Here is a 20,634-nt window from a genome sequence, read left to right as displayed (position 1 = left end):
GGTCTCCTCCCACCTGACCGCCCGGTCGCGGCCATGTCGTGATCACCCTACGGCCGGTGGTACCGTGCCCGCCCTCCCTCGGCAACTCCGCCATTCCACTACGAACTCCCATCATCGAACAGAGGCGAACACGGGCAGCCTGGCGGCGTGGCGCTGTCTACCATCACTGTCATGCGGGAAGCGGGTGGTCCCGGGACGCGGCGACGCGCCCTGAACCGGCCGCGCCGCGAGCCGGGGCCGGTGGCCCGGGCCGTCGCCCGGATCGTGGTCCGCGCCGCCGACGGCGCCACCCGGGCGGTGACCGCACTGCTCGGCGCCAGCCCGTCGGCCGGGCGGGAGCGGATCAGCGAGGCGGAGCTGCGCGACCTCGTCGCCGCCAACACCCGGCTGGATCCGGTCGAGCGCCGGATCATCGACGAGGTGCTGGTCGCGGGCGCGAGCCTGATCCGTGAGGTGATGATGCCGCGCACCGAGGTGGTCTTCCTCTCCGCCCGGCTGACCATCGCCGAGGCGGAGCGGCTGGTCCGGGCCGAGACGCACACCCGCTACCCGGTGGTCGACGGCACCCACGACGACGTGGTCGGCTTCGTGCACCTGCGGGACGTGCTGCTCCGCCCCGACCTCGATCCGTGCACCACGGTCGGCGAGCTGACCCGGGAGGTGAAGCGGCTGCCCGGCAGCAAGCGCGTGCTCGCCGCGCTCAGCGAGATGCGCCGGGAGCGCCAGCACCTCGCCGTGGTGGTCGACGAGTACGGCGGCACGGCCGGCATCGTCACGCTGGAGGACCTGATCTCCGAGCTGATCGGGGAGATCCACGACGAGTACGACACGGCTCCCGACCCGGTGCACGCGGGGCTTCCCGCCGTGGTGGACGGCCGGCTCAACCTCGCCCACTTCGCCGAGCGCACCGGGGTGCGCCTGCCCTCCGGCCCGTACGAGACGGTCGGCGGCTTCGTGATGGCGGCGCTGGGCCGGCTTCCGCTGCCCGGTGACGAGGTGCCGGTGGCCCCCGGCCCGGCCGGCGACGGCGGCGCGGAGCCCGACGACCCGGCCGGCGGGTGGCTGCTGCGCGTGCTCACGCTGGAGGGGCGGAGAGTTGCCCGACTCACGGTCTCCGCCGTGCGCCTGCCGGAACCGAGGCGTGAGGTCGCCACCCCGACACCGGCGGGCCGGAGCCGACCCGCCGGCCCGTCATGACGCCCGCCGGGTGTTGCTGACAGAATTGTCGGCATGCCCGACGTACCCGCCCGCCCCCGCGTCTTCTCCGGCATCCAGCCGACCGCCGGTTCGTTCCACCTCGGCAACTACCTGGGCGCCGTGCGGCACTGGGTGGCGTTGCAGGACACCCACGACGCCTTCTACTGCGTGGTCGACCTGCACGCGATCACCGCCGGGCACGACCCGCAGGAGCTGACGCGCCGGTCCCGGGCGGCGGCGGCGCAGCTCTTCGCCGTGGGCATCGACCCGGAGCGCAGCACGCTCTTCGTGCAGTCGCAGGTGCCGGAGCACCCGCAGCTCGCCTGGGTGCTCGGCTGCATCACCGGGTTCGGCGAGGCGAGCCGGATGACCCAGTTCAAGGACAAGTCGCAGAAGCAGGGCGGCGACCGGGCGAGCGTCGGGCTCTTCACCTACCCGATCCTCCAGGCCGCCGACATCCTGCTCTACCAGGCGAACGCGGTGCCGGTGGGCGAGGACCAGCGCCAGCACCTGGAGCTTTCGCGCGACCTGGCCCAGCGGTTCAACTCGCTGTTCGGGCAGACCCTGACGGTGCCCGCGCCGCACATCGTCAAGGACACCGCGAAGATCACCGATCTCCAGGACCCGACGGCCAAGATGTCGAAGTCGTCGTCCTCGCCGGCTGGCATCGTCGACCTGCTGGAAGACCCGGCCCGCTCGGCCAAGAAGATCCGTTCCGCGGTCACCGACACCGGGCGGGAGATCGTCTTCGACGCCGAGACCAAGCCCGGCATCTCCAACCTGCTCACCATCTACTCCGCGCTCAGCGGCCGGAGCATCGACGACCTGGTCGCCGCGTACGCCGGCAAGGGCTACGGCGACCTGAAGAAGGACCTCGGCGAGGTGGTGCGGGAGTTCGTCGGCCCGATCCAGGAGCGCACCCGGACCTACCTCGACGACCCGGCCCAGCTGGACAAGCTGCTCGCCGCCGGTGCCGAGAAGGCCCGGGCGGTCGCCGGGGCGACGCTGCGCACCGTGTACGAGCGGGTGGGCTTCTTCCCACCGGTGCGCGGCGAGTAGCGCCGCGTCGCGACGGGTGAGGGCGGACGGGTCGGTGGCCGGAGGGGTGGCGCGCAGCGTGGATCGCAGGGACGGGGCGCCCGGGGCCGGTGACACCATCCAGATCGGCATCGCGGTGGACATCCCGGAGCCGTGGGGCGGCATGCTGACCCGGCGCCGGGTCGAGGCCGGCGACCCGCAGGTGGTACCCGCGCACGTGACCCTGCTCGGGCCGACCGAGATCCCGGTGTCGACGCTGCCGGCGGTGGAACGGCACCTCGGCGCCGTCGCCGCCGCCCACCTGCCGTTCACCCTGCACCTGCGGGGCACCGGCACGTTCCGGCCGGTGACCCAGGTGGTCTTCGTGGCGGTGGCCGCCGGGATCAGCGAGTGCGAGCTGCTCGCCGCCGCGATCAACGCAGCCCCGGAGCTGCACCGGGAGGCGCGCTTCCCCTACCACCCGCACGTCACCGTCGCGCAGGACGTCGCGCCGGAGGCGCTGGACCGGGCGTACGAGGATCTGGCCGACTTCTCCGCCATGTTCGAGGTCGAGGCGTTCACCCTCTTCTCGCACAGCGGGCAGACCCGGTGGCAGCCGCGCCGGGACTTCCGGCTGGGCGGCTGAGCGGTCGGCCGGGTGCGCCAGGCACGGCGCGGGATGCCGGCCGGTCGCCCGCACGGCGGCGGGGGATCGGCGAGGATGAGCGCGTGAACCTGCTGGGCCGCCTGGAGGCGGGCATCGACCGCCGGATCAGCGCCGCGCGCCGCCGGTGGGGTACCGCCGACCACCTGTGGCGGGCCGGCGTGCTCTACACCGACGTGCTGGGCGGGCGGCTGGCCGCCGCGATCGCCTACTACGGCTTCTTCGCGGTCTTCGCGCTCGCGCTCGTCGCGTACTCCATCTTCGGGGCCATCCTGGAGGACAACGACGAGGTCAGCGCCGCCGCCGCGGACTTCCTGCGGGAGAACCTGCCGTTCCTCGACCCCGTGCAGATCGCCGACAGCAGCGGCACGGTCGGGGTGGTCGGCCTGATCATCCTGGCGTTCACCGGGATCGGCTGGGTCGAGGCCATCCGCTCCTCGCAGCGGCTCATGTACGGGCTCAACCAGCAGCCCGGCAACCTGGTGGTCCGCCGCCTGGTCGACCTCGGCGTGCTGGTGGTCGTCTTCGTGCTGCTCGGCGTCTCGGTGGCGGCGGTGGACGCCCTGGAGTCGCTGCTGCGCTTCCTGCTGCGCAGCACCGGCTCGATCGGCCTGACCACGATCAGCGCGGTGCTCAGCGTCCTGGTCAACGCGGTGCTGGCCACCCTGCTGCTGGTGGCGGTGCCGAGGCTGCGGATGAGCCGGTCCCGGCTGCGCCCGGTCGTGCTGGTGGTCGCGGTCGGCATCACGTTGCTGAACACGGTCGGGCGCTACTACGTGGTGCGCACCGAGCGGAATCCGGCGTACACGGTGGTGGCCGGCGCGGTGGGGCTGCTGCTCTACCTCTACCTGCTCAACCAGCTGGTGCTCTTCGGCGCGGCGCTCGCCGCGACCAGCCCGCGCGGTCGGGTGGTGGACCTGGCGGCGGCTCCGGCGCCGGCCGACCTCGACGTGGACACGGATCCCGGCGCCCCGGGCGGGGCCGGATGAGCGGGGGAGCGGGCGTGCGGATCTCGGTCGACCAGGCCTCGGCGGTGCCGCCGTACGAGCAGGTGCGCGGGCAACTCGCGGAGCTGATCGGGACCGGCCGGCTGGCGGTGGGCACCCGGCTGCCCACCGTCCGGCAGTTCGCGGCGGACCTGGGGCTGGCGGCCAACACCGTCGCCCGTGCCTACCGGGAGCTGGAGTCGGCCGGCCTGCTGGAGACCCGGGGGCGGCACGGCACGTTCGTCGCGCCCGGGCGCGACGACGCGACGGACCGGTTGCAGCGGGCGGCGGCCGACTACGCGGCCGAGGCCGCCCGGTTGGGCGTGCCGCCCGCGACGGCGCTCGCCCTGGTCCGCGCGGCGCTGGACGCGGCGCGCCCGGGCTGACGGCCACGGCGGCGGTGAAATGGGGCGAATGCCGCCCGAGTCTCCGGCGTGGCGGACCATGATGGGCGCGTGGGCGCACTCGTGACGCTGGACCTGCCGGACGACTCGCCGATGCTCGGCCTGCCGTGGATCATCACCTTCGGCCCGCTCGGCGACGTCGACGAGTGGGAACCGGTGGTCTGCGGCCCCTACGAACGGCCGCACGCGCTCGCGCTCGCGGAGGCGGTGGTGGCCGACGAGCAGCTCATGGCGGTCGTCGAGCCGCTGCTGCCCGCCGTCTCGGCCGACGAGATCTTCGGCGAGATCGCCGCCGCGCAGATCGCGGCCGAGGACGAGGCGGCACGGACGGAGGGGGTCGACCTCTACGGCGACTTCGAGGACACCGTCGACGAGGAACTGGAGGCCGCCGCCGACCTGGACGAGCGCACGGAACCGCTCGCCCCGCCCACCGAGGCCGAACTGCGGGCCGGCTTCGTGCGTATCGCCGCGAAGCTCACCGGCGGGGAAGGCTGAGCCGGGCACCGTCGGCTGAACGGACGCCGGCGCCGCGGGAGCGGACTCCACGCGGCGCCGGCGCCACCTCACCCCCCACCACAAGGGGTCGACGGCCCGGCCGCCCGTCGGCGCGGGGCACAACGGACGACCAGGTCGATGACGGGTTACCCGCTCAGCGCCGTTCGAACCACGCGGCCGCGTCGACTCCGAGCAGATGGCCGGAGCCCTGCCCGGTGAGCGCCTCGCTGGCGGCGATCGGCGTGCCGTACCCGTCGATCAGGGCCGGCGCACCGCTGATGTTGACCACGCAGGTCAGCACGGTGTCGCCGGCGGCCCGGCTGAAGGCGAGCACTCCCGGCCCGGCCGTCAACCAGGTGACCCCGCCCGCGTCGGCGGCCAGCGCCGGGTGTTCCCGGCGGATCCGCAGGGCGGTGCGGTAGAGCTCCAGCGTCGAGCCGGCCACGCCGGTCTGGGCGGCGACCGAGAGGCCGTGCCAGGTCGCCGGGGCCGGCAGCCAGCTCAGCTCGCTGCCGGCCGGCCCGAAGCCGTACGGGGCCAGCTCGCCGCTCCACGGGATCGGCACCCGGCAACCGTCCCGGCTCTCGCCGGTGCGCAGGAACGCCGGATCCTGGCGCAGCTCGTCCGGCAGGTCGAGCACCTCCGGCAGGCCCAGTTCCTCGCCCTGGTAGATGTAGGCGCAGCCGGGCAGGGCGAGCATCAGCAGGGTGGCGGCCCGCGCCCGGCGCAGCCCTTCGGCGCCGTCACCGTAGCGGGTGACGTGCCGCTGCTTGTCGTGGTTGGACAGCACCCAGGTGGTGGGCGCGCCGACGATCGTCGACTCGGCGAGCGCGGTGTCGATGACCTTACGGAACGAGTCGGCCGACCAGGTCGCGTCGAGGAAGTCGAAGCTGAACGCCTGGTGCAGCTCGTCGGGGCCGATGTAGCGGGCGAGGCGCTGCGGGGTCTCGGCCCACGCCTCGGCGACCGCCATCCGGCCGCCCGGGTAGCTGTCCAGGATCGGCCGCCAGGCGCGGTAGATGTCGTGCACTTCGTCCTGGTCGAAGTAGGGGAGCCGGCCCTTGCCGAGCAGTTCCGCCTGGCGCTGGCCGGTGGTCATGGAGTTGAACCCGACGTCCGGCAGCCCCTCGGCCTTGATCATGCCGTGGGCCACGTCGATCCGGAAGCCGTCCACGCCTCGGTCGAGCCAGAAGCGCAGGACGCCCTCGAACTCGGCCCGGACCTCCGGGTGACGCCAGTTCAGGTCCGGCTGGGCCGGGTCGAACAGGTGCAGGTACCACTGGCCGTCGTCGATCCGAGTCCAGGCGGGGCCGCCGAAGATGCTCTCCCAGTCGTTCGGGGGCAGCTCGCCCTGCTCGCCCCGCCCCTCGGCGAAGAGGTAGCGCTCGCGCTCGGCGGAGCCCGGCCCGGCGGCCAGCGCGGCCTGGAACCACGGGTGCGCGCTGGAGGTGTGGTTGGGCACCAGGTCGACGATGATCCGCAGGCCCAGGGCGTGTGCGTCGGTGATCATCGCGTCGAAGTCGGTGAGGGTGCCGAACATCGGGTCGACGTCGCGGTAGTCGGCGACGTCGTACCCGCCGTCGATCATCGGCGAGGTGTAGAAGGGGGTCAGCCAGAGCGCGTCCACCCCGAGGTCGCGCAGGTACGGCAGGCGCTCGCGGATGCCCTGGAGGTCGCCGACGCCGTCACCGTTGGAGTCGGCGAAGCTGCGTACGTAGACCTGGTAGACGACCGCGGAGCGCCACCAGTCGTCGTCGGAGGTCAGCGGCGTGGGGTTGCTGACGGTCATGTGTGGCGTTCCCCGTTCTGTGGCGCGGGACGGTGGCACCCGGCACGGTGCGGGTGCGGGTGCGGCTGCGGTGTGTGAGCAGAATGCCGTCCGAACGCTGCAAGAGTCAAGCATTCCTTGCGCAAGAACTGACGCCGCCTGCCCTTCGCGCACGATCTTGCATCTGTGGCCCCGGCAAAGGGTGCGTATGCCGCGAGTCGCGGGCCGGAAGTGCAAGATCGGCGAGGAGACGTCAGGCCGTGACGGCGAGCGCGGGCGGCGCCGGCCGCTGCCGCGTCGGCCCGCCCGTGGCCGGGTGTGCGGGGGCGACCGCGGTGGAGCCCCGCACCACCAGCTCCGGCCGGAACACGTACTCCGAGTGCGGGGCGGCGTGCCCGTTGATCTCGTCGACCAGGGCCCGGACGGCGGCGACCGCCATCGCCGCCACCGGCTGGCGCATGGTGGTCAGCGGCGGGTCGGTGAAGGCCATCAGCGGGGAGTCGTCGTAACCGACCACCGAGAGTTCGCCCGGGACCGACATACCGCGCTGCCGGGCGGCCCGGATCGCGCCGAGCGCCATCAGGTCGGAGCCGCAGACGATGCCGGTGACGCCGCGGTCCAGCAGCCGCGCAGCGGCGGCCTCGCCACCCTCCACGCCGAACAGGGACAGCTCGGCCAGCTCGTCGAGGTCGGCCTCCGTGGCCCCGGTGAGCCGGCTCGTCGCGGCCCGGAAGCCGGCCACCCGGCGCTGCACCGGCACGAAGCGGTCCGGGCCGGTGATGAGGCCGATGCGGCGGTGCCCGAGCGCCACCAGGTGGGCCACGGCCAGCTCGGTGGCCTCGCCGTCGTCGCAGGAGACGAAGGGCGCGGGGATGCCGGGCGCGTAACCGTTGATCATCACGACGGGCAGCGGGCGGGCGATCAGGGCCCGGTAGCGGTCGTGGTTGGCGGAGGTGTCGGCGTGCAGGCCGGAGACGAACACGATCCCGGAGACCTGCCGGTCCAGCAGCATCTCGACGTACTCGTCCTCGGTGACGCCGCCGGCGGTCTGGGTGCACAGCACGGGGGTGAACCCGCTCTGCGCCAGGGTGGACTCGATCACCTGGGCGAAGGCGGGGAAGATGGGGTTGTCGAGTTCCGGAACCACCAGGCCCACCAGACCGGCGCTGCGCTTGCGCAGCCGGGCCGGCCGCTCGTAGCCGAGCACGTCGAGGGCGGTCAGTACGGCCTGCCGGGTCTCGGGGGCCACTCCCGGGCGGTCGTTGAGCACCCGCGACACCGTGGCCTCGCTGACTTCGGCCTGTTGGGCGATGTCGGACAGTCGAGCGCGCATCTGCGCACTTTAGCTCACGGGCAAGTTCTTGCGTACGCCTCTGCAAGCCCTTCCATTATCTGCAACCTCTTGCTAACGTCCCCGCAACATGCGAGAGCAGCGGCGCAGCACACCGGGCGCCGGTTGGCAAGAAATTTCCAGAGCTTCCACTGGCGGGTCGCCCTTCCCCCGACGGGCCGCCATGACGACAGGAGTACCGATGCGCATCCGTACCGCGGGTGTGGTCGCCGTCCTCGGCCTGGCGCTCGCCGCCTCGGGCTGTGGCAGCGACAGCAGCGACGAGCCGGCCGCGAAGGAGTCCACCAAGGCCGCCACCGGCGGCAAGCTGGTGATCTGGGCCGACGACAAGCGCACCGCCGCCCTCAAGCCGTTCGCCGAGAAGTTCGGCCAGGAGAACGGTGTCACCGTCGAGGTGCAGGCCGTCTCCAAGGACCTGCAGACCAACTTCGTCACCGCCTCGCAGCAGGGCAGCGGCCCGGACGTGGTGGTCGGCGCGCACGACTGGATCGGCAACCTCGTCCAGAACGGCGCCATCGACCCGGTGCAGCTCGCCGCCGAGCAGAAGAGCGGCTTCAACGAGACCGCCGTCAAGGCCGTCACGTTCAACGGCCAGCTCTACGGCGTGCCGTACGCCATGGAGAACCTGGCGCTGATCCGCAACACCGAGCTGGCCCCCGAGGCGCCGAAGACCATCGAGGACCTGGTCGCCGCCGGCAAGAAGCTCAAGGCCGAGAAGAAGGCCAGCGAGATCCTCTGCCTCCAGTCCGGCCAGAACGGCGACGCCTACCACATCTACCCGCTCTACACCTCCGGCGGCGGGTACCTCTTCGGCACCGGCGCCAACGGCGACTACGACCCGAAGGACCTGGGCGTGGGCAAGCCGGAGTCGATCGAGGCGTTCAAGAAGATCGCCAAGCTCGGTGAGAAGGGCGACGGCGCGCTCAAGCGCTCGATCACCGGCGAGAACTCGATCGCCACGTTCACCGGCAAGAAGTGCGCCTTCCTGGTCTCCGGACCGTGGGCCATCGCGGACGCCAAGAAGGCCAGCATCTCCTACGACATCTCCCCGGTCCCCGGCTTCGCCGGTGGCAAGGAGGCCCAGCCGTTCGTGGGCGTGCAGGCGTTCTACGTGGCCGCCAAGGGCAAGAACAAGGCCCTGGCCCAGGAGTTCGTGGCCAACCACGTCACCACCCCCGAGCTGGCCGTGGCGCTCTACACCGCCGAGCCCCGCCCGCCGGCGCTGACCGCCGCCCTCGACCAGGTCAAGGGCACCGACCCGGACCTGGCCAAGTTCCAGGAGGCCGGCAAGAACGGCCAGGTGCTCCCGGCGATCCCGGCCATGGCCACCATCTGGGACCCGTTCGGCAAGGCCGAGGCCGCCATCATCGGCGGCGCCGACCCGGCCAAGACGATCACCGCGGCCGGCAAGACCATCTCCGGCCAGATCAAGTAATGACCACGTCGCTGTCCGGCCCGGGGGCTGCCACCCAGCCCCCGGGCCGGGAGCCCGTCGGCCCCGGGCTCCCGGGCAAGTCCCGCACCGCGCGGCACCACGCGCCGATCACCGCGACCGGTCTGCTCGTCAAGGTGATCCTGCTCGGCCTGACCGCCGGGATCGCGATCTGGGCGGCCTTCCCGCTCGTCGAGGCGGAGAAGTGGGTCGGGCTGGCCCTGCTGGCCGCCACCACCGCCGGGCTCTTCTACCTCTATCTGACCCGGCGGCACATCCCGGCCAAGTACCTGGTCCCCGGCACGCTGTTCCTGATCGCGTTCCAGGTCGTCCCCGTGCTCTACACGGCGAGCACCGCCTTCACGAACTTCGGCGACGGCCACCGCGGCACCAAAGAGGACGCGATCGTCGCCATCCAGACCGCCTCGGTCAAGCAGGTGCCGGGCTCCGCCGAGTACGCCCTCTCCGTCGCCACCCAGGGCGACCCGGCGACCGGCCCGCTCGTCTTCCTGGTCAGCGACCCGGGCACCGGCACCGTCTCGGCCGGCGACGCGGGCGGCCTGCGGCGGCTCGACCCGGCCGACGTCACCGTGGCCCCGGGCGGCAAGGTCACCGCCGCCGAGGGCTACACCGTGCTCAACTTCGGCCAGGCCAGCGCCCGCAGCCAGGAGATCACCGACCTGGTGGTGCCGACGTCCGGGGGCGCGCTGCGCTCCGCCGGCCTGTCCCGCGCCTACGAGGGCAAGGCGATCCGGGCGTACGACGCCGGCTGCGACTGCGTCAAGGACAACGAGACCGGCAAGACCTGGACGGCGGACGAGGACACCGGTGCCTTCGTCGCCGCCGACGGCGAGCGGCTGGCCCAGGGCTGGAAGGTCACCGTCGGGCTCAAGAACTTCTCCCGGGTGCTCACCGACCCGGCCATCTCCGGGCCGTTCTTCGGCACGCTGCTGTGGAACTTCGCCTTCGCCATCGGCTCCACCGGCGGCACGTTCATCCTCGGCATGTTCATCGCCCTGGCGCTGCACTCGCCCCGGATGCGGGGCACCAACTTCTACCGGATCCTGCTGATCCTGCCGTACGCCATGCCGTCCTTCGCGATGCTGCTGGTCTGGCGGGACATGTTCAACACCGACTTCGGCCTGGTCAACAACCTGTTCGGGCTCGGTGTGGACTGGTTCGGCCAGGAGTGGTCGGCCCGGATCGCGGTGATCCTGGTGCAGCTCTGGCTCGGCTACCCGTACATGTTCCTGGTCGCCACGGGCGCGCTCCAGGCCATCCCGAAGGAGCTGACCGAGGCGACCTCGGTCGACGGGGCGTCGCCCTGGCAGTCGTTCCGGGCGGTCACCCTGCCGCTGCTGCTGGTCGCGTTGTCGCCACTGCTGATCGCGTCGTTCGCGTACAACTTCAACAACTTCAACGCGATCTACCTGACCACCGAGGGCGGACCGTTCCCGGCGGACAACCCGACGGCGGGGGCGACGGACCTGCTGATCACCTACACGTACCGGCTGGCCTTCGGCGCGCAGGGCGCACAGTTCGGCCTGGCGGCAGCGGTGTCGATCTTCATCTTCACGATCGTCGCGGTGGTGTCGGCGGTGAGCTTCCGGCGCACCCGCAAGCAGGAGGAGGTGTACTCGTGACCGCGCTGCACGGCACTCCGGCCACGGGTGGCGCGACCGGCGCCGCCCCGGCCGGCAACCGCACCGCGGGCCGGCGCCGCAACCGGTGGTTCGCGCAGGTCGGCTGGCGTCACCTGGTCGGCGTACTGGCGGTCGCGTTCAGCCTCTTCCCGATCCTGTTCGTGCTCTCGGCCGCGCTCAACCCGCTCGGCACGCTCTCCTCGACGGAGCTGCTGCCGACCGGGGCGTCGGTGGAGAACTTCACGAACCTGTTCGACCGCACGGCGTTCGGCTGGTGGTTCCTCAACTCGCTGCTCATCGCCGGGGTGGCCTCGTTCGCGTCGGTCTTCCTGTCGGCGCTGGCGGCGTACGCCTTCTCCCGGATGCGGTTCGCCGGCCGGCGGGTCGGGCTGCTCTCGCTCCTGCTGATCCAGATGTTCCCGCAGTTCCTGGCGATCGTGGCTATCTTCCTGATCTTCACGACGATCACCGACCTGTGGCCGGCCATCGGGTTCAACACCCCGTGGGGCCTGCTGCTGCTCTACCTGGGCGGCGCGCTGGGCGTGAACACCTGGCTGATGAAGGGCTTCTTCGACACCCTTCCCAGGGAACTGGACGAGTCGGCCACCATGGACGGCGCCACGCACGCCCAGGTCTTCTTCCGGATCATGCTGCCGCTGGTGGCGCCGATCCTGGCGGTGACCGGCCTGCTCGCCTTCATCGGCACCATCAACGAGTTCCTGATGGCGAACGTCTTCCTGACCAACAGCGAGTCGAAGACGCTGGCGGTCGGCATGTTCGGCCTGGTGGCCGGCGAACGCAACAACAACTTCGGGATCTTCGCGGCGGGCACCCTGCTCACCGCGATCCCCACGGTGCTGGTCTTCCAGATGGTCCAGCGCTACATCGTCTCCGGCCTCACGGCTGGAGCTGTCAAGGGCTGAGCCTCCTCGGCTCACCGCTGCGGCAAGGGCGTCGGCGTCCGACGTACACCGGAGCAGTCACGGATCGACCGCCGCGGTCGGGAAACCGGCCGCGGCGGGAGACCCCTTTCTCTCCCCGTCCGTCCGACGCGAAAGGCGCCACCATGTCCCTGTCACCACACCAGTCCCTGTCACCGCACCACGACGGCTCCGCCCTGTACGTCCCCGAGCAGGAGCCCGCGCTCGGCGACACCGTCGACGTCTTCGTCCGGGTGCCGGCCGACGCCGACGTCCGGCAGGTGCACGTGCGCACCACCGGCGACGGCGAGCCCCGGTTCACCGAGGCGGTCGTCGACCGCACCGAAGACGGCGACGTCTGGTGGCGGGTCCCCGTCGAGGCCCGCAACCCGGTCAGCAACTACCGGTTCATGCTCACCGGCAGCCGTGGCTACCGCTGGCTGAACGCCGCCGGCGTGGTGCGCCACGACGTGCCCGACCACGGCGACTTCAAGCTGGTCACCCACGCCCCGCCGCCGGCCTGGGCCCGGGACGCGGTGATCTACCAGATCTTCCCGGACCGGTTCGCCCGCTCCGCCGCCGCCGACGGGCGGCAGGCGCCCGACTGGGCCATCCCGTGCGACTGGGACACCCCGGTGATCGGGCGCGGCCCGGAGACCCCCCGCCAGTTCTACGGCGGCGACCTGGACGGCGTGACCGAGCGGCTGGACCACCTGGACCGCCTCGGCGTGAACACGGTCTACCTGACCCCCGTCTTCCCGGCCCGCTCCAACCACCGCTACGACGCGGCGAGCTTCGACGTGGTCGATCCGCTGCTCGGCGGGGACGCCGCACTGGCCCGCCTCGCCGACGCCGTACGCGCCCGGGGCTGGCGGCTGCTCGGCGACATCACCAGCAACCACACCGGCGACGCGCACGAGTGGTTCACCCGGGCCGCCGCCGACGCGTCCGTGCCCGAGCGGGGGCTGTACTACTTCGACGAGGCGACCGGTGACTACGAGTCGTGGAACGGGGTCCGGTCGCTGCCGAAGCTGAACTGGGGCAGCGCCGAGCTGCGCCGGCGCTTCGCCACCGCCGACGACTCGCTGCTGCGCCGCTGGCTGCGCCCGCCGTACGCGCTGGACGGCTGGCGGGTCGACGTGGCCAACATGACGGGGCGGCGGGGCGCCGACGCGTACACCCACGAGGTGGCGGCGCTGCTGCGCGAGGTGGTCGTCAGGACCCGGGCCGACGCGCTGCTGATGGCCGAGCACGGCCACGACCACACCGGCGACCTGGACCGCGACGGTTGGCACGGCACGATGAACTACGTCGGCTTCACCGACCCGGTCTGGTCCTGGCTGCGGCACGGCGACCAGCCGGTGCCGAACTTCCTCGGCACGCCCGGCGGGGCACGCCGACGGGACGCCGACGAGGCGCTGGCCACGATGAACGCGTTCCGTTCGTTGATCTCCTGGCGGGCGTACACCCACTCGTGGCAGCTGCTCGGCTCGCACGACTCCGCCCGGATCCGCACCGTCGTCGGCGACGCCGCCCGGCAGGAGGTCGCGGCCGGCCTGCTCGCCACCATGCCCGGTACGCCGATGATCTTCGCCGGCGACGAGCTGGGCCTGACGGGCACCAACGGCGAGGGCTCGCGTACCCCGATGCCGTGGCACCGGCCGGAGAGCTGGGACGCCTCGACGTTCGCCAGCTACCGGGCGCTGGTCGCGCTGCGCCGGGCCGAGCCGGCGCTGCGCCACGGCGGCCTACGCTGGCTGCACGTCGACGCGGACACCCTGGTCTTCCTGCGGGAGGCCCCGACGGGTGCGGTACTCGTACTGGCCCGTCGGGCCGCCGGTGAGCCGATCCGCCTGACCGGGCTACGGGCGGCCGAGAACGTCTACGGCGGTGCCCCGGCCCTGCGCCCCGACGCGGACGGCACGATCACCCTCCCGGCGGACGGCCCCACCTTCCAAGCCTGGCACCACCCCTGACCCACCCCACCCCTCCCACCCCTCCCACCCCACCCCCCACCCCGCCCCACCCGCCCCGCCTGCCCTCTCGCCTCGACGATCTTGCAGTTTGTGCCCCGGCATATGGGACTTATCTCTCAAGTAGGGGGCACAAAGTGCAAGATCCGCCGCGCGGGGCGGGGTGGTGCGGGGTTGGCGCGGGGTGGCGCGACGCGGGGCTCCCCGTCGCTCGCGATCTTGCAGTTGCTGCCCCGGTATATGGGGCCTACGGGGCTAATCGTGGGCGGAAAGTGCAAGATCGACGGCGCGGGGCGGCGGGGCGGCGGGGCGGCGGCGCCGTGACGCCACGGGCGGGGGCGGGGGGGTGAGGGGGGCAAGGCGGCGGGGTGGGGTGGGGCGTCGAGGCGTGCTCGTTCGGGTCGCTACTACGAAACGTCGTTGATAGGGCAGGATGTGCCCGTGGAAGCTCTGAGACTGATACTGCGATACGTCCATCTGGTCGGTTTCGCCCTGCTGCTCGGCGGCGCGATCGTCCAGTACATCAGCGGAAAGCTGCGGATCAACCCGGCCATGCTCTGGGGCTCCGTGATCATGCTGCTGACCGGAATCGGCCTCTCCGCGCCGCTGCGCGACGGTAACGAACCGGATCCCGCCAAGCTTGTTACCAAGTTGGTGCTCGCCATACTGATCTTCGTCATGGTCTTCTTTTCCCGGAAGCGTGACGTGGTCAACCGCGGGCACTTCCTCGCAATCATCGGGTTGACCCTGGTCAACGCGGCGGTGGCGGTCTTCTGGCGGTAGCGTCCCTGGCGGGGGGCGACACGCAGAACCGGACTTTTCGCGATACCCCGCCGCGCACCTACCAGTACTGAGAGTGATCTGTCCCACCCAAGGGTTACGTAGGGGTAACAGGCGCTCAACAGTCGTGCACGATTGTCGGCCGGTGGGTGGGCGCGGGCGTACGCTCCCGTCCGTAACGTGGGACGCCGGCGGCGTAGCGCAGGCCGGCTCATAGGGCTGCCACCGTGCGGAACGCGGTGTGCAATGGGAAGGAGACGTCTTGCGCTCGGTGCGTGGGATGCGGATCGCCTCGGTCTTCGCGGTGGGTGGGCTCGTGCTGAGCGCCGCCGCGTGTGGTGAGGCCCCCGAGGACGACAACAACGCCGGCAGCGGCGACAGCAAGAAGTACAGCGCCTGCATGGTGACCGACGTCGGCGGCATCGACGACAAGTCGTTCAACACCTCGGCCTGGAAGGGCCTGGAGGAGGCCAAGAAGGCCAACTCCAACATCGACATCAAGTACACGGCGTCCAAGGCCGAGGCGGACTACGAGGTCAACCTGACCCAGTACGTCAACCAGAAGTGCGACTTCATCCTGGCCGTCGGCGGCCTGATGGGTGACGCCACCGCGAAGATCGCCAAGGCGAACCCGAACCAGCAGTTCGGCATCGTCGACGCGAAGCTGCCGGAGACCAACGTCTACCCGATGCAGTTCGACACCGCCCAGGCCGGTTTCCTCGCCGGTTACCTGGCCGCCGGCATGAGCAAGAGCGGCACGGTGGGCACCTACGGTGGCCTGCCGATCCCGCCGGTCACCATCTTCATGGACGGCTACGTCGACGGCGTCGCGCACTTCAACAAGACGAAGAGCAAGGCCGTGAAGGTCGTCGGCTGGGACAAGGCCACCCAGAAGGGCTCCTTCACCAACGACTTCGTCAAGCAGGACGAGGGCAAGAAGATCAGCGACACGCTGGTCGCCCAGGGCGCCGACATCGTGATGCCGGTCGCCGGCGGCGCGGGCCTCGGCACCACCGGCGCGGCCAAGGCGTCGGGCGGCAAGTACAACACCATCTGGGTGGACGTCGACGGCTGCGAGAGCACCCAGGACTGCGCCGCGATCATCACCACCGTCGAGAAGAACATCCCGGACGCCGTCAAGGAGGCCGTCGTCAAGGCCGCCGGCGGCGAGAAGCTGTCGGCCACCCCGGGCTACCTCGGCAACCTGTCCAACAACGGCGTCGGGCTCGCCCCGTACCACGAGTTCGACAGCAAGGTCCCGGCCGAGCTGAAGGCCGAGATCGACAAGCTGAAGGCGGACATCGCCGCGGGCACCGTCACCGTCACCTCCGCGGCCCAGCCGAAGTGAGGCACCGCCGGCCGACCACGGTGAGACGATCACCGGGATAGGCCGGCGGCATACAGCACGACGACCCGGCCGTCCCGGCGTCGCGGGGGAAAACCCCACGGCGCCGGGGCGGCCGATCCCGCTCCACCCGACGACGGCCCCGCGCCGCGAGCGGTCCCCCGGCAGCTACGCTGCACATCGCTTCGCACTCCAGGAGGTTGCGCTGAGACTCGAACTGCGCGGCATCACCAAGCGGTTCGGTGATCTGGTCGCCAACGACCACATCGATCTGACAGTGGAGCCTGGAGAGATCCACGCCTTGCTCGGCGAGAACGGCGCGGGCAAGTCGACCCTGATGAACGTCCTCTACGGGCTCTACCAGCCCGACGAGGGCGAGATCCTGGTCGACGGCGAGCCGCTGAAGCTGAGAGGGCCGTCCGACGCGATCGGAGCCGGGATCGGCATGGTGCACCAGCACTTCATGCTGGTGCCGGTCTTCACCGTGGCCGAGAACATCATGCTCGGCGCCGAGCAGGTCCGGGGCGGCATCGCCGGGTTCCTGGACCGGCGGCGGGCCCGGCGCGAGGTCGCCGAGGTCTCCGAGCGGTACAACCTCCGGGTCGACCCGGACGCGGTGATCGAGGACCTGCCGGTCGGCATCCAGCAGCGGGTGGAGATCGTCAAGGCGCTCACCCGCGACGTCGACCTGCTCATCCTCGACGAGCCGACGGCGGTGCTCACCCCGCAGGAGACCGAGGAACTGCTCACCGTGATGCGGTCGCTCAAGGCCGCCGGGAAGTCGATCGTCTTCATCACCCACAAGCTGGGCGAGGTCAAGGCGATCGCCGACCGGATCACCGTGATCCGGCGCGGGAAGACCGTCGGCACCGCCTCGCCCGAGGCGAGCCGGGACGAGCTGGCGGCGCTCATGGTCGGCCGCAGCGTCCGGCTCACCGTGGAGAAGGAGCCTGCCGCCCCCGGGAAGCCGGTCCTGGAGGTCTCCGGCCTGGTCGTCGACGACGACCGGCAGATCCGGGCGGTCGACGGGGTCGACCTGACCGTGCGCGCGGGCGAGGTGCTCGGGGTAGCGGGCGTACAGGGCAACGGCCAGACCGAGCTGATCGAGGCCATCATGGGGCTGCGCCCGGTGCTTGCCGGCACGGTGACGCTCGACGGCCAGCAGGTCAACGGCTGGCCGACCAAGAAGGTGCTCCGCGCCGGTGTCGGCTACGTGCCGGAGGACCGCAGCGTCGACGGCGTGGTCAAGGAGTTCTCCGTCGCGGAGAACCTGGTGCTCGACATCTACGACCGGCCGCCCTTCGGCAAGGGCCTGGCGCTGAAGCCGGACGCCATCGCGAAGTCGGCGAAGGAGCGGATCGCGCAGTTCGACGTCCGCACCTCCTCGGCCGAGGCACCGGTGGGCACCCTCTCCGGAGGCAACCAGCAGAAGGTCATCGTGGCCCGGGAGCTGTCCCGGCCCCTGAAGCTCCTCATCGCCGCCCAGCCGACCCGCGGCGTCGACGTCGGGTCGATCGAGTTCATCCACAGCCAGGTCATCCGGGAGCGGGACATCGGCACCGCCGTCCTGGTCGTCTCCAGCGAACTCGACGAGGTGATCGGCCTGGCCGACCGGATCGCGGTCATGTACCGCGGCCGGATCATCGGCATCGTCGGCCCGGACACCCCGCGTGAGGAGATCGGCCTGCTGATGGCCGGCATCACCCCCGACGTGACCCCCACCGCCGAGGGCCCTGGTAACGAGGACGAGGCATGAGCGAGCGAAGCGAGCGAATCATCAGGCTCAGTGCGTTGGTGCCTCATGTCGGCACGCAGCGGAGCGGAGTGCCGGCATGAGCGAGCGAATCATCAGGCTCAGTGCGTTGGTGCCTCATGTCGGCACGCAGCGGAGCGGAGTGCCGGCATGAGCAACCCGAACCCCCCGTCGGGCTCCCCGGACAAGGAGCCGGCGACCGAGGTGCAGGCCGAGCGGACCGCGATCGGCAACACCGAGCGCGCCGAGCCCGCCACGTCCCCGAAGAGCCCGGCCCCGGAGGCCAGGCCCTCGCTGGGCCGGCTCTTCCTGGACAACCTCTGGGCCGCCAACACCTTCACGGTGACCCTGCTGTCGCTGGTCCTGGCGATGGTCGTCGGCGCGGTGCTGATGATCGTCTCCGACCCGGAGGTGCTGGCCACCTACAGCTACATCACCGCCCGCCCGTCCGACGCGTTGAACGCGAGCTGGACGCTGGTGAGCGAGGCGTACGGCAACCTGTTCAAGGGCGCCGTCTTCGACCCCGAGGCGGTGGGTTTCCAGGCGGCCATGAGCCCGATCTCGGAGACGCTCACCTACACGGCGCCGCTGGTCTTCACCGGCCTGTCGGTGGCGCTGGCGTTCCGGGGCGGCCTGTTCAACATCGGCGCCCAGGGCCAGGCCACGATGGGCGTGATCATGGCCGCGCTGGCCGGCTTCCTGCTGCCGCTGCCGCCCGGCCTGCACCTGCTCGTCGCGGTGCTGGCCGGCGCGCTCGGCGGGGCGATCTGGGGCTTCATCCCGGGCATCCTCAAGGCGCGTGCCGGCGCCCACGAGGTGATCAACACGATCATGCTCAACTACGTCAGCATGTACTTCCTGACCTGGCTGATCGTGCAGAAGGGCATCCAGGACCCGAACCGCACCGACGCGATCAGCAAGCCGGTCGACGGCTCGGCCCAGCTGCCCCGGCTGCTCGGCGACGGGCTGCGGGTGCACGCCGGCATCATCCTCGCGGTGCTGGCCACCTGGGCGGTCTGGTGGCTGCTGAACCGGTCCACGCTCGGCTTCGAGCTGCGCGCGGTCGGCGCCAACCCGGACGCCGCGCGGACCGCCGGCATCAGCGTCACCCGGACGTACGTCCTGATCATGGTCTTCGCCGGGATCCTGGCCGGCCTCGGCGGCTCCAACATGGTGCTCGGCACCACGGCGAGCGCGCTGACGCCGCTGGTGGTCGCGCAGATCGGCTTCGACGGCATCCTGGTGGCGCTGCTCGGCCGGGTGAAGCCGTGGGGCGTCGCGCTGGCCGCGCTGCTCTTCGGCGCGCTCCAGGCCGGCGGCAACCGGATGCAGTCGTACTCGGGGATCTCGCTGGAGCTGGTCACCGTGCTCCAGGCGCTGATCGTCATCTTCATCGCCGCACCGGCCCTGGTGAAGGCGATCTTCCAGCTCCGGGCCGCCCGTGCCGCCCGGTTGCAGACGAGCCTGGCGAAGGGCTGGTGACCCATGTCCACCATGGCTGTCGAAGACGTCGCGGTCGCCCCCGTCGACCAGGGGTTCTGGACCCGTACCCGCAAGGTCGGCGCCCTGCTGCTCGGGCTCGGCCTGCTGGCGACGGTGCTGTTCGGGTCGTTCGCCACCCGTGAGCAGGCCCGGTTCACCCTCAGCGAGGACGCCGCCGGCGCCGCGCTGAAGATCGACGGCACGCTCGGCGCGATCCTCTTCGGCCTCGTCGCGGTCGCCGCCGGCGTCGCGATGCTCGCCGGGCTGCCGAAGCGCTGGTTCACCCTCGTGCTCGGCGTGGGCCTGGTCGGCTTCGTGCTGTCGTTCCTCTGCTGGCAGGTCTCCGACGCGCCGGCCGGGCAGAACTTCATGCCGCTGGTCAACATTGTCCGGGGCACGTTCATCCTGGCCCTGCCGTTGATCTTCGGCGCGCTGGCCGGCGTGCTCTGCGAGCGCTCCGGCGTGGTCAACGTGGCCATCGAGGGACAGCTGCTGATGGGCGCCTTCAGCGGCGCACTCTTCGGCAGCCTCTCCGGCAGCGTCTGGGTCGGCCTGGTCGCGGCGGCCGTCGGCGGCGCGTTCATCTCGCTGCTGCTGGCCGTCTTCTCGATCCGCTACCTGGTCGACCAGGTGGTCATGGGCATCGTGCTCAACCTGCTCGCGGTCGGCATCACCGGCTTCCTCTACGAGCGGCTGATGCAGCCCAACGCGCAGAAATACAACAGCGCCCCCCGGTTCAGCAACTGGGAGATCCCGCTGCTGTCGGACATCCCGCTGCTCGGCCCGGCGCTGTTCCGGGGCAACATCTTCCTCTACGTCGGCCTGCTGCTGGTGCTGGTCATCCACATCGCGCTGTTCCGCACCCGGTGGGGCCTGCGCACCCGCTCGGTCGGCGAGCACCCCACCGCCGCCGACACCCTCGGCGTCAAGGTGCTCGGGCTGCGCTACCGCAACGTGCTGCTCGCCGGGGTGGTCGCCGGCATCGGCGGCGCGTCCTACACGCTGGCGCTCTACTCGTTCACCAAGAACATGATCGGCGGCAAGGGCTTCATCGCCCTGGCCGCGCTGATCTTCGGCCGGTGGAGCCCGACGGGGGCGCTGCTCGCGGCGCTCTTCTTCGGCTTCGCCGACCAGCTCGCCACCTACCTGGGCGCGATCAACAGTGTGATCCCGAACCAGTTCCTGGCCATGCTGCCCTACCTGGCGACGATCCTGGCGGTGGCCGGGCTGGTCGGCCGGGTCCGGGCGCCGGCCGCCGACGGCAAGCCGTACATCAAGGGCTGACCCGCTGAGTCCTGGTTGAAGTCGTGCCCGGCGGGAGAGAACCCCGCCGGGCACCGCAGAAAAAGCCGCCCGAGTGGGGGGGTGGCGGCGGGTACGGTGGGAGGTCGGCTAGGTTATACAGGGCAAATAAAAAAATAGTT

Annotated in this window: 17 protein-coding genes; 15 read left to right on the top strand and 2 right to left on the bottom strand. The window is 71.4% G+C overall.

From position 1 onward, the window contains the following. The first annotated feature begins 171 nt into the window (after window positions 1–171). The 6 genes from ABZ809_RS24725 to ABZ809_RS24700 all read left to right on the top strand — a co-directional run bounded on the left by ABZ809_RS24725 (window position 172) and on the right by ABZ809_RS24700 (window position 4,763). Window positions 172–1,197, top strand: coding sequence for a hemolysin family protein (locus ABZ809_RS24725; RefSeq protein WP_357564966.1), 1,026 nt, complete (start codon window positions 172–174; stop codon window positions 1,195–1,197). A gap of 33 nt (window positions 1,198–1,230) precedes the next feature. Next, the gene (gene trpS, locus ABZ809_RS24720) at window positions 1,231–2,256 is read left to right on the top strand and encodes a tryptophan--tRNA ligase (RefSeq protein ID WP_357564965.1); all 1,026 of its coding nucleotides are present in this window, start codon (window positions 1,231–1,233) and stop codon (window positions 2,254–2,256) included. 16 nt (window positions 2,257–2,272) lie between these two features. Continuing rightward, the gene (locus ABZ809_RS24715; protein ID WP_357564964.1) at window positions 2,273–2,860 is read left to right on the top strand and encodes a 2'-5' RNA ligase family protein; all 588 of its coding nucleotides are present in this window, start codon (window positions 2,273–2,275) and stop codon (window positions 2,858–2,860) included. A gap of 83 nt (window positions 2,861–2,943) precedes the next feature. Beyond that, entirely contained in the window at window positions 2,944–3,867 is a 924-nt protein-coding gene (locus ABZ809_RS24710) for a YhjD/YihY/BrkB family envelope integrity protein (protein WP_357564963.1), read from the top strand. Between the two features lie 14 nt (window positions 3,868–3,881). Continuing rightward, the gene (locus tag ABZ809_RS24705; RefSeq protein ID WP_357564962.1) at window positions 3,882–4,250 is read left to right on the top strand and encodes a GntR family transcriptional regulator; all 369 of its coding nucleotides are present in this window, start codon (window positions 3,882–3,884) and stop codon (window positions 4,248–4,250) included. 69 nt (window positions 4,251–4,319) lie between these two features. Further along, complete coding sequence (locus ABZ809_RS24700) at window positions 4,320–4,763, top strand: hypothetical protein (RefSeq protein ID WP_357564961.1); 444 nt, start codon at window positions 4,320–4,322, stop codon at window positions 4,761–4,763. A gap of 154 nt (window positions 4,764–4,917) precedes the next feature. Here ABZ809_RS24700 and ABZ809_RS24695 read toward each other — a convergent pair whose 3' ends face one another. Then, complete coding sequence (locus ABZ809_RS24695) at window positions 4,918–6,552, bottom strand: glycoside hydrolase family 13 protein (RefSeq protein WP_357564960.1); 1,635 nt, start codon at window positions 6,550–6,552, stop codon at window positions 4,918–4,920. Window positions 6,553–6,784: 232 nt separating this feature from the next. Further along, window positions 6,785–7,864 (bottom strand): LacI family DNA-binding transcriptional regulator, encoded by a 1,080-nt coding sequence (locus ABZ809_RS24690; RefSeq protein ID WP_357564958.1) that lies wholly within the window; start codon window positions 7,862–7,864, stop codon window positions 6,785–6,787. A gap of 199 nt (window positions 7,865–8,063) precedes the next feature. Between ABZ809_RS24690 and ABZ809_RS24685 the strand changes: the two genes are divergently transcribed. The 9 genes from ABZ809_RS24685 to ABZ809_RS24645 all read left to right on the top strand — a co-directional run bounded on the left by ABZ809_RS24685 (window position 8,064) and on the right by ABZ809_RS24645 (window position 20,494). Beyond that, entirely contained in the window at window positions 8,064–9,317 is a 1,254-nt protein-coding gene (locus tag ABZ809_RS24685) for a maltose ABC transporter substrate-binding protein (RefSeq protein ID WP_357564957.1), read from the top strand. Further along, window positions 9,317–10,957, top strand: a complete 1,641-nt coding sequence (locus tag ABZ809_RS24680; RefSeq protein ID WP_357564956.1) for an ABC transporter permease subunit — start codon at window positions 9,317–9,319, stop codon at window positions 10,955–10,957. Before ABZ809_RS24685 ends, ABZ809_RS24680 begins: the two co-directional genes overlap by 1 nt. Window positions 10,958–11,070: 113 nt before the next feature. Then, window positions 11,071–11,880 (top strand): ABC transporter permease subunit, encoded by an 810-nt coding sequence (locus ABZ809_RS24675; protein WP_233600018.1) that lies wholly within the window; start codon window positions 11,071–11,073, stop codon window positions 11,878–11,880. Window positions 11,881–12,023: 143 nt separating this feature from the next. After that, window positions 12,024–13,853 (top strand): glycoside hydrolase family 13 protein, encoded by a 1,830-nt coding sequence (locus ABZ809_RS24670; RefSeq protein WP_357564955.1) that lies wholly within the window; start codon window positions 12,024–12,026, stop codon window positions 13,851–13,853. 438 nt (window positions 13,854–14,291) lie between these two features. Continuing rightward, on the top strand, window positions 14,292–14,633 hold the full coding sequence (locus tag ABZ809_RS24665) for a hypothetical protein (RefSeq protein ID WP_357564954.1): 342 nt from the start codon (window positions 14,292–14,294) through the stop codon (window positions 14,631–14,633). Between the two features lie 277 nt (window positions 14,634–14,910). After that, on the top strand, window positions 14,911–15,978 hold the full coding sequence (locus ABZ809_RS24660; protein WP_357565030.1) for a BMP family ABC transporter substrate-binding protein: 1,068 nt from the start codon (window positions 14,911–14,913) through the stop codon (window positions 15,976–15,978). A 202-nt stretch (window positions 15,979–16,180) separates the two neighbouring features. Continuing rightward, the gene (locus ABZ809_RS24655) at window positions 16,181–17,731 is read left to right on the top strand and encodes an ABC transporter ATP-binding protein (RefSeq protein ID WP_357565028.1); all 1,551 of its coding nucleotides are present in this window, start codon (window positions 16,181–16,183) and stop codon (window positions 17,729–17,731) included. Between the two features lie 147 nt (window positions 17,732–17,878). Beyond that, window positions 17,879–19,210, top strand: coding sequence for an ABC transporter permease (locus tag ABZ809_RS24650; protein ID WP_357564953.1), 1,332 nt, complete (start codon window positions 17,879–17,881; stop codon window positions 19,208–19,210). A gap of 3 nt (window positions 19,211–19,213) precedes the next feature. Further along, window positions 19,214–20,494: an ABC transporter permease gene (locus ABZ809_RS24645; protein WP_357564952.1), complete on the top strand. Its 1,281-nt coding sequence runs from the start codon at window positions 19,214–19,216 to the stop codon at window positions 20,492–20,494. Window positions 20,495–20,634: the final 140 nt, after the last annotated feature.

Source organism: Micromonospora sp. NPDC047074 (genome assembly GCF_040643815.1).
Classification (GTDB): domain Bacteria; phylum Actinomycetota; class Actinomycetes; order Mycobacteriales; family Micromonosporaceae; genus Micromonospora.
This window is presented reverse-complemented; position numbering and strand designations above follow the sequence as displayed.